This window comes from Streptomyces sp. NPDC051310, from assembly GCF_044455245.1.
Taxonomy (GTDB): Bacteria; Actinomycetota; Actinomycetes; order Streptomycetales; family Streptomycetaceae; genus Streptomyces.
Map to the genome: position 1 here is coordinate 1 of NZ_JBITEO010000048.1, position 10,672 is coordinate 10,672.

3 protein-coding genes are annotated in these 10,672 nt (G+C 74.4%); all 3 read left to right on the plus strand.

Features of this window, described 5'->3' with window-relative positions; genetic code table 11:
• Nucleotides 1–3,474 (plus strand): type I polyketide synthase (locus ACIA79_RS33420; protein ID WP_399432188.1); only part of this gene is annotated, 3,474 nt, incomplete at its 5' end.
• Nucleotides 3,471–9,713, plus strand: coding sequence for a type I polyketide synthase (locus ACIA79_RS33425; RefSeq protein WP_399432189.1), 6,243 nt, complete (start codon nt 3,471–3,473; stop codon nt 9,711–9,713). The genes ACIA79_RS33420 and ACIA79_RS33425, both read left to right, overlap by 4 nt.
• 63 nt (nt 9,714–9,776) lie before the next feature.
• Nucleotides 9,777–10,672: beta-ketoacyl synthase N-terminal-like domain-containing protein (locus tag ACIA79_RS33430; RefSeq protein ID WP_399432190.1), on the plus strand; the 896-nt coding region annotated here is incomplete at its 3' end.

Sequence of the window (10,672 nt, forward strand, 5' to 3'; positions counted from 1 at the left end):
GCCGACCGGTCGACGACGGATCGGGACGTCGTCATCGCCGGGACGCTGCGCAGGGGTGAGGGGGGTCTGCACCGGTTGTGGACCTCGATGGCGGAGGCGTTCGTCCGCGGTGTGGCGGTCGACTGGAAGGCGGCCTACACCGCGCACGGCCTCACCACCCGCCGGATCGACCTGCCCACCTACCCCTTCCAACGCCGGCACTACTGGGCCGAGACATCCCCCGCAGGTGTCGGGGACCTCGCAGCGGCCCGCTTCGGCATGACGTGGCAGGAGCATCCGTTCCTCGGCGGCGCGTTCCGGCCGGCGGGCTCGGGAGAGGTGTTGCTCGCCGGGCGGCTGTCCCTCGCCACCCACGCCTGGATGACCGACCACGCGGTGTCCGGTACCGCGCTTCTGCCTGGTACCGCGTTCGTCGAACTCGCCCTGCATGCCGGCTCGGTGGCCGGGTGCCCCGTGGTCGAGGAGCTGGAAGTCCGGGCTCCGCTGGTCCTGCCGGAGCGCGGCGGGGTGCAGATCCAGGTCCGTGTCGCGGATGCCGACGAGTCGGGCGGGCGCCACCTGTCGGTGCACGCGCAGCCCGACGAGCTCGCGGTCTCCGGAGCCGGCGGCCTCGGTACGGACCCGGACGAAGCCCCCTGGACGCTGCACGCCGTGGGCGTGCTGGCCCCGGTGAGCGCGCGGCGACGGCGCCCGGAGGCCGACAGTGGGCCGGCGCCGGATGCATGGGCCGGCGCGGCATGGCCGCCCGCCGGCGCCGTACCCGTCGAGCCGGCGGTGCTGTACGACCGGTTCACCGAGCTGGGATACGAGTACGGCGAGGTGTTCGGCGGCCTGCAGTCGGTCTGGCGCCGCGACGGCGAGGTCTTCGCCGAAGTGCGGCTCCCCGGCCGGGTGGTGGCCGACGCCCCGCGCTATGCCGTCCATCCCGCGCTCCTCGATGCCGCGCTCCAGCCGTGGATGGCGGGCGGTCTGTTCGAGGTGCCGGACGACAGCTTGCTGCTGCCGTTCGTCTGGCGCGGAATGACCGTGCACGCACCGGGCGCGGACACGGTGCGCGTCCGGCTGGCCCGGGACGATGACGGGGCCCTGTCGTGCCGGGCTGTGGACCTGTCCGGAGCTCCGGTGTTCTCCCTCGACGCTTTGGCCATGCGTCCCGTGGAGCGTGACCGCCTCGCCGCCGCTCTGGGTGCTTCGGCTGCTGCTGCCCCTCTCTACGAGGTCGCGTGGCGCCCGGTCCGTGCGCGGTCGGCCGACCGGCCGGTGCGCTGGGCGCTGATCGGTGGCCACCGGCTCCAGGCCCGTCTCCCGCTCGGCACCGAGGCCGAGGCGGCCGGGTTCACCGCGTACGCGGGCCTCGACGACCTGCGCCGCGAGCTCGAGGCGGGTGGCGCCGCGCCGGAGGCCGTCGTGGTCGCCCTCGGTCCCCGCCGGCCGCCCGGCGCCCTGCCCGGCCGGTCCGTCGACGCGGAAGTACGGGCGGTCCTGCACGAGGGACTGGCCCTCGTCCAGGAGTGGCTGGCCGACGAACGGCTCGCCGACGTCCGGCTCGTCGTACTGACGGAACGCGCGGTGGCCGCCGACCCGGACGAGGACGTGTACGCGCTGCCCTCTTCGGGCCTGTGGGGGCTGCTGCGCTCGGCGCAGTCCGAGCACCCCGGACGCTTCGGGCTCGTCGATGTGGACGACCGCGACGCGTCGGTGGCGGCGATTCCGGTCGCCCTGGGCGAGATCGCCGAGGGGACGCCCCAGCTCGCGGTCCGCGAGGGCACGTTGTACGCGCCGGCCCTGGTACGTGCGCAGGCACGGGCCGGCGCCCCCGGCGGCCCCCCTGCTTCCGGCACCCTGAGCGCAGCAGGCCCGACGGCCGGTGATCCCGGTGGTACCGGCGATCCCGGCGCTTCCGGTGATCAGACTGATTTCAACGACGCCGACAGCCCCGCTGCCGTCCGTGAGCCCGGTGCCGTCCGTGACCCCGGAACCGTCCGTGACCCCGGTGACCCGGGCCCGGCGGGCCACGCCCCCCGCCTCGGTGACGGCACTGTGGTGGTCACCGGTGCCACCGGCACGCTGGGCCGCTTGTTCGCGCGGCACCTGGTGCAGCGCCACGGCGTACGCCACCTGCTGCTGCTGAGCCGCAGCGGCGCGGCGGCCCCCGGGGCGGACGAGCTGATGGCGGAGCTGCGGGAGCAGGGCGCGGAACCGGAGCTCGTCGCCTGCGACGCGGCGGACCGCGACGCGCTGCGCTCGGTGCTCGCGGGCATCCCCGGCTCGCGTCCGCTCACCGGCGTGGTGCACGCGGCCGGTGTCCTCGACGACGGCGCGATCGAGGCGCTCGACCCGGGCCGTATCGACTCCGTACTGCGCGCCAAGGCCGACGCCGCTCTCCATCTGCACGAGCTCACCGCGGACCGGCGGCTGGCGGCGTTCGTGCTGTTCTCCGGAGCCGCCGGGCTACTCGGGCGGCCCGGACAGGGCAATTACGCCGCGGCGAACACGTTCGTCGACGCTTTGGCGCACCGTCGTCGCGCCCAGGGGCTGCCCGCGCTGTCCCTCGCCTGGGGCCTGTGGGGCGAGGCCACCGGGATGACGGGTCACCTGGCGGAGCGGGACCTGCGGCGCATGAGGCGCTCGGGCATCGCTCCGATGTCGAACGAGCAAGGGCTCGCGCTCTTCGACCGCGCCCTCGCTCTGGCGTCGGACCACGCCCTCCTCGTACCGATGAGGCTGGACCAGGCGGCCCTGGCCCGGGAGCGTGCCGTCAGCGGTCCCGAAGCCGTACCCGTACTCCTGCGGACCCTCGTGCCGGCGGCCACGGCGCAGCGGGCGGCGACGGCCCGGGCCGCGGCAGCGCGGCACGGGGCGTCGGCCACCGAGGACGCCCGTGCCTCGGCGGACGTCACGCCGGGGGAACTCGCCGAGCGGCTCGCGACCCTCGACGAACCCGCCCGCGGACGTGAACTGCTCAAGCTGGTCAGGACCCGAGTGGCGAAGGTCCTGGGGTACTCCGGCCCCGACGCGGTGGAGCCGGGGCGTCCGTTCCGCGAGGCGGGCTTCGACTCGCTGATGTCCGTGGAGCTGCGCAACCAGCTGAACGCCGCCACCGGACTGCGGTTCCCCGCGACCGTCGTGTTCGACCACCCGACCCCGCGGGCCGTCGCGGAGCACATCGGCGCGCAACTCGGCCTCGGCCTGGCCGGCGGGGGAGAGGACGCCGCAGCCGCGGCCCTGTCGAGTCTGGAGGCACTGCTGGCCGCCGTGGCGGGCATGGAAGCGGGCGACAGCAGGCGCGCTGTGGTCCGCAGGCAACTGGAGGCCGCGCTCGTGGCGGTCGGCGCCACCGGAGCGGCATCCGATGCCACCAACGGTCGGTCCGGGTCCGGCGAAGACCCCACCGGCACGCGGGCGGCCGTCGAGGAACGGCTCGACTCCGCGAGCGACGACGACCTCTTCGCCTTCATCGAGGAGCAACTGTGAGCAACGACAAGGCCCGGGACGACAAGGCCCGGGAGTACCTCAAGCGGCTCACCGCCGAGCTGATCAGCACGCGGGAGCGGCTCAAGGCACTGGAGGACGGCGCCCGCGAGCCGATCGCGATCGTCTCGATGAGCTGCCGCCTCCCCGGCGGGGTGACGACCCCCGAGGACCTGTGGCGGCTCCTCGAAACGGGGACGGACGCCGTGTCCGGGCTGCCCGAGGACCGCGGCTGGGACCTGGCGGCGCTCTACGACCCGGACCCCGCGTCCACGGGCACCAGCTACGCCCGCGAAGGAGGCTTCCTCGACGACTGCGCCGGCTTCGACCCCGAGTTCTTCGGCATCTCCCCGCGCGAGGCGCTGGCCATGGACCCGCAGCAGCGGCTGTTGCTGGAGACGTCATGGGAAGCCCTGGAACGCGCCGGCATCGACCCGACGACCGTCCGGGACAGCCGTACCGGTGTGTACGCGGGCGTGATGTACGACGACTACGGCGCCCGACTGCTCCACCAGCCGGCCTCCGCCACACCCGCCGATCTGGAGGGGTACCTCGTCAACGGCAGCGCGGGCAGCGTCGCGTCGGGCCGCGTCTCGTACGCCCTCGGTCTGCGCGGGCCCGCCGTCACGATCGACACCGCCTGCTCGTCGTCGCTGGTCGCGCTGCACCTGGCCGTACAGGCGCTGCGGCTGGGGGAGTGCGACCTCGCGCTCGCGGGCGGGGCGACCGTGCTGTCGACACCGACGATGTTCATCGACTTCTCCCGCCAGCGCGGACTGGCCGCGGACGGACGGTGCAAGGCGTTCGCCGACGCCGCCGACGGCACGGGTTTCGGCGAGGGCGCCGGGATGGTCCTGCTGCAGCGCCTCTCCGACGCCCGCCGCGAGGGTCGGCCCGTCCTGGCCGTCATCCGCGGTTCGGCGGTCAACCAGGACGGTGCCGGCAACGGCCTGACCGCGCCGAACGGCCTGGCACAGCAGCGGGTCGTCCGGGCCGCGCTCGCCCACGCAGGTCTGGGACCCGACCAGATCGACGCGGTCGAGGCGCACGGCACCGGCACCCGGCTCGGCGACCCGATCGAGGCCCAGGCACTCCTCGCCACGTACGGCCGCGACCGGCCCGCCGACCGGCCCCTGTGGCTCGGCTCGCTGAAGTCCAACATCGGCCACACACAGGCGGCAGCCGGTGTCGCGGGCGTGATCAAGACGGTGCTCGCCATGCGCCACGGCGTGCTGCCGCGCACGCTGCACGTGGACGCGCCGTCGTCGCACGTGGACTGGTCGTCGGGTGCGGTGGAGCTGCTGACCCGCCCGGTGCCCTGGCCGCGCCGCCCCGACGGCGAGCCGCTGCGCGCCGGCGTGTCGTCCTTCGGGGCCAGCGGCACCAACGCGCACGTGATCCTGGAGAGCGCCGCCGCCCCGGAGCCCGAAGCGCGGCCCGAAGCGGAGGCCGGAGCGGAATCCGGTGCCGAGCCCCGGGCGAAGTCCGGTGACCAGCCCACGGCGGAGCCCGGGGTGAAGCCCGCCACAGAGCCGGCCGAGGCGCCGGCCGCGGGCGCGGCCGAACCCGCCGACTCCCGTGACAAGGCCCCCGTGATGTGGACGGTCTCGGGCCGGAACCGCGCCGCGTTACGGGAACAGGCGGACCGCCTGCACTCGCACCTCAGCGGTTCGGAGGCCGCTCCGGCCGCCGTGGCGAGCGCCCTGGCCCACCGACGCACCGCCTTCCGCCACCGGGCCGTCGTCCTCGGCGAGGACCGCGAAGCCCTGCTGAGCGGACTGCGGGCGCTCGCCGACGGACAGGAGCCGGGGCCGGCCGCCGCCGGTGTCCGGGTCGTCACGGGAGAGGCGGCCGGGGAGCGCCGGACTGCCTTTCTCTTCTCCGGCCAGGGCAGCCAGCGTCCGGGCGCGGGGCGGGAGCTCTACGACCGGTTCCCCGCCTTCACGCGCGCCTTGGACGCCGTCTGCGCCGAGATGGACCGGCACCTCGACCGGCCGCTGCGTGCCGTCATGTTCGGCGAGACCCAGCACGAGCCCACCCGGGCCGGAAGCGGGAGCAACGCCGGAACCGGAACCGGAACCGGGGCCGTTGCCGGCAGCGGGAGCGGCGCAGGAACCGGAACGGAAGCCGGACTGCTGGACCGTACGGCATACACCCAGCCCGCGCTCTTCGCCCTGGAGGTGGCCCTCTTCCGCCTGCTGACCGAGGAATGGGGCATGCGCCCGGACGCCGTCATGGGCCACTCCGTCGGCGAGATCGCCGCCGCCCACGTCGCCGGAATCCTCGACCTCGCCGACGCCTGCGCCCTGGTCACCGCACGCGGCCGCCTCATGCAGGAACTGCCGCACGGAGGCGCGATGGCCGCCGTCGCGGCGAGCGAGGCCGAGATGGCACCGTACCTGGCGGGCCGGGAGACGGAAATCGCCCTCGCCGCCGTCAACGGCCCCTCCTCCGTCGTGGTCTCGGGCGACGAACAAGCCGTACTGGACCTGGTCGACCTGTGGCGATCACGCGGCAGGGAGACCAAGCGGCTCACCGTCAGCCACGCCTTCCACTCGCCCCGCATGGACGGCATGCTGACACAGTTCGAACGAGTTGCTCGCGCACTGCGCTACCGGCGACCGACGCTTCCTGTCATGTCGAACCTGACCATGGAGAACGGCGCTGCCGCTGATCCGTGCACCCCGGACCACTGGGTCCGCCATGTGCGCGAGCCGGTGCGGTTCCTCGATGGCATGCGCGGCCTGCGTGCCGACGGCATCGACACCTTCCTGGAGGTGGGGCCCGATGCGGTGCTCACCGCCATGGCCCGCTCCTGCCTCGATGACGACACCGTGCACCCCACCACTCAGGACGCGGCGAGCGCGCCGCTCACCGTGCCGGTGCTGCGCCGGGGCCACGGCGAGACGGACGCCCTGACACGCGCGGTGGCCGAGATGTATGCCCATGGCGTGCCCGTCACGCCGGCGGCCCCGCCGGACCGCCCCGACGGCGCCGCCACCCGGTTGGCAGCCGGTCTGCCCACCTACCCCTTCCAGCGCAAGCGCTACTGGCTCGACGCCCCGGCGGCGTTCGCTCCGAAGGCGATGGGGCTGGACGACAGCCCGCACCCCCTGCTGTCCGCCGCCGTGGTACTTCCCGACGGACAGGGCACGGTGTGGACCGGCCGCCTGTCCACCCGCAGCCACCCATGGCTGGCCGAACACACGGTGCGCGGCCAGGTGGTCGTACCGGGAACCGCTCTGCTGGAGCTCGCCCAGTACGTCGCCGACGCCCCGCACGCCGCCTCCGCCTCCGCGGCCGCGGTCACGGCGGCCGCCCACCCAGCCCGCGGCACCGTCTCCGAACTCACCCTGGAGACACCGCTGGTGCTGCCGCAGCACGCGGCGGTACGCCTGCGCGTCACGCTCGGAGCGCCGGACGGGCACGGCGAGCGCAGCCTGCAGATCCATTCGGACGCTTCCGAGGCACCGGGGGACGGCCGCTGGATACGCCACGCCTCCGGCACCCTCACCGGCACGGACGAACCGCCCGCCGACCGGCCGCCGTTCGACACCACCTGGCCTCCGGAGAACGCCCAGCCCCTCGACCTCACGTCCGAGTACGAGCGCTTCGCCGCCGCCGGCATCGGCTACGGGCCCGCCTTCCGCGGCCTGTCCGCCGCGTGGCGGCGTGGCACCGAGGTCTTCGCCGACGTCCGCCTGCCCGACGCGTACGCCGACGAAGCCGGCCGCTACACCGCCCACCCCGCGCTCCTGGACGCCGCGCTCCACGCCGCCGCGCCGGGCCTCGGCCTGGAGCACGGGCTCGTGCCCTTCACCTGGACCGGCGCGCGCCTGCACGGCCCGAGCGCCGATGCCCTGCGCGTACGTATCACTCCCGCGTCCGGCGCCGCAGGAACCGGTACGGTCGCGATCACGGCCGTCGACACCGCCGGCCGCCTCGTCCTCACGGTGGACGCGCTCGCCCTGCGCCGCCCCGACACCGACGGCCTCGCCGCCGCGGGAGCCGCGCACCTGCCGCTGCACCGGCTGCACTGGACCGCCCTCCCGGGTCGGCCCGCCCCGGCCGTGGCCACGCCCGGACGCGAGGGCATGCGCGTGCGCTGGGCCGACGCCACCGACGAGGAGCTCTTCGCCAAGGCGGTCGAGGAGAGCCGCCGGGACCGGCTGCCGCTCCTCGTGGACCTCGGCGGCGCACCGGGCCCCGACCCGGACGCGGCACGCGCCACGGTCAGGCGGGCCCTCACCCTCGTCCAGCGATGGGTCGGCGAGGCGTACCAGGACGAGGCGCCCCAGGACCACGCCTACCAGGACCACGCCTACCAGGACCACGCGCACCGCGAGGACGCGCACCGCGAGGACGCGCACCGCGAGGACGCGCACCGCGATGACGCGCACCGCGAGGACGCGCACCGCGAGGACGCGGACCATGACGCCGCACGCCTCGGCGCCGAGCGCCTCACCTTCGTCACCCGCCGTGCCGTGGACACGGGGGACGGCAGCATCGATCCGGCGGCCGCGGCAGTCTGGGGGCTGCTCGGCTCCGCACTGGCGGAACACCCGGGCCGTCTTGCCCTCGTCGACACCGACGGCACCCCCGCCTCCCGGCACGCCCTGGCCGAGGCCGCCGCTCTCGGTGGTCGGCTGGCCGTCCGCGACGGGGTCCTGCTGCGGCCCGCACTGGTCCGCATCGACTCCGACCGCGCCGAGCCGGCCCGTGCGGAGCTCGTCCGCGCCGATGTGGACCGTGCCGCCTCCGGCACCGCCGCACCGGTCTGGCCGACCGCAGAGGGCACTGTCCTCATCACCGGCGGCACGGGAAGCCTGGGTGCCATGGCGGCGAAGCACCTCGCGGCCGTCCACGGCGTACGCCACCTGCTGCTGCTCAGCAGGCGCGGACCGGCGGCGCCCGGCGTGGACGAACTCGTCGACGAACTGGCCGCGCTCGGCACCCGTGCCGACGTGGTGGCGTGCGACGCGGCCGACCGCGAGGCCCTGCGCGCCGCGCTCGACGGCATCCCCGCCGACCGGCCGCTGACCGCCGTCCTCCACACCGCCGGAGTCCTGGACGACGGCATCGTCACCGGGCAGAACCCCGAGCGCCTGGACGGTGTACTGCGCCCCAAGGCCGATGCCGCCTGGAACCTCCACGAACTGACCAGGGACCTGCCCCTGTCCGTCTTCGTGTTCTACTCCTCCGCCGCCGCGACCCTGGGCAGCGCCGGCCAGTCCGCCTACGCCGCGGCCAACGCCTACCTCGACGCGCTCGCCGTATGCCGCCGGGCCGAGGGCCTGCCGGCCGTGTCCCTCGCCTGGGGGCCCTGGGACAGCGGCATGGCCGGCACCCTCACCGACGTGGACGCAGCCCGCCTGCGGCGCACCGGGATCGTCCCCCTCCACCGCGCCGAGGGCCTCGCCGCACTGGACGCCGCGGTCGGCGGGCCGGTGGACGCGGCGGTGCTCCTGCCGATACGGGTCGACCCGGCCGCCCTGCGCGACCACGACGACCCCGGGCGGATTCCCGAGGTGCTGCGCTCCCTCGCCGCATCTGCTACCGCCTCTGCCTCTGCTCCCTCCTCCGCGTCCGTCACGGCCGCGACGAACGCGCCCGGCTCCGACCGGCGGGACGCGGCCACGCTCGCCGAACGCCTCACCGGCGCATCCCGCGCCGAACGGGCGGCCGTACTCGACGAGGCGATCCGTGCGGACGTCGCGGCCGTGCTCGGACACGACGACTCCACGGCCATCACGCGTGACCGCAGCTTCCGGGAGCTGGGCATCGACTCGCTCACGGCGGTGGAACTGCGCAACCGACTGGCCGCAGCCACCGGATTGCGCCTCCCGGCCACGATGGTCTTCGACCATCCGACGCCGCAGGCCCTCGCGGCGTTCCTCGACCGGGAGCTGCCCGGCCCCGGGACAGCCGTACTCAGCACCCTCGACCGGCTCCAGGACCAACTCGACGACGCACTCGCGGCATCCGTCGGCGACGACGTGCTGCGGGGGCGTATCACCCGACGACTCGAAGCACTGCTCGCGGCACTCACCGGGCCGGGGCGACGACCGGCCACCGACGCTCCCGATGGTCCCGACACTCCCGGCGGTCATGGCGGCGCCGCAGCCGTCGAGTCCACCGAATCCGTCGAACCCGTCGATCCGGGTGAGGCGGTGGGGAATCGCCTGCGAACGGCGTCCGACGACGAGCTGTTCGACTTGCTCGACAACGGATTCCGGCAGTGACCACCCGGCCGATGCACGCGCCCTGAGGCGACGACCGCACTACGACACCTTCTCAGGAGAACTGTGTCCACGAACGACTCCGACGCCGCGAACGGTTCCACCACCACCGAGGCGAAGCTCCGCGACTACCTCCGCCGCGCCATGGTGGAGCTCCACGAGACCCAGGAGAAGCTGCGCCGGGTCGAGGAGCGTGCCCACGAGCCGATCGCGATCGTGGGGATGGCGTGTCGTTTTCCGGGTGGGGTGGGTTCTGCGGAGGATCTGTGGGATCTGGTGGTTGCGGGGACGGATGCGGTGTCGGGGTTCCCGGTGGATCGTGGGTGGGATGTCGAGGGGTTGTACGACCCGGATCCGGATGCGGTGGGGACGTCGTATGTGCGGGAGGGGGGTTTCCTGCATGGGGCGGGGGAGTTCGATGCGGGGTTCTTCGGGGTGTCGCCGCGTGAGGCGGTGGCGATGGATCCGCAGCAGCGGTTGTTGCTGGAGACGTCGTGGGAGGCGCTGGAGCGGGCGGGCATCGATCCGCACACCCTGCGTGGCAGCCGCACCGGCGTGTACGCGGGAGTGATGTACCACGACTACGGCAGCGGGCAGACGACCGCTGCGGACGACATGGGCGGCTACTTCGGCACCGGGACGTCCGGAAGCGTGGCGTCGGGTCGGATCTCGTATGTGCTGGGGCTTGAGGGTCCTGCGGTGTCGGTGGACACGGCGTGTTCGTCGTCGCTGGTGGCGTTGCACCTGGCGGTGCAGGCGTTGCGGCAGGGCGAGTGCGATCTGGCCCTGGCCGGCGGCGTGACGGTCATGGCCTCACCGGATGTGTTCGTGGAGTTCTCGCGGCAGCGGGGGCTGGCGGTTGATGGTCGGTGCAAGGCGTTCTCGGATGCGGCTGATGGGACGGGCTGGGCCGAGGGTGTGGGGATGCTCGCGGTGGAGCGGTTGTCGGATGCGCGGCGTCG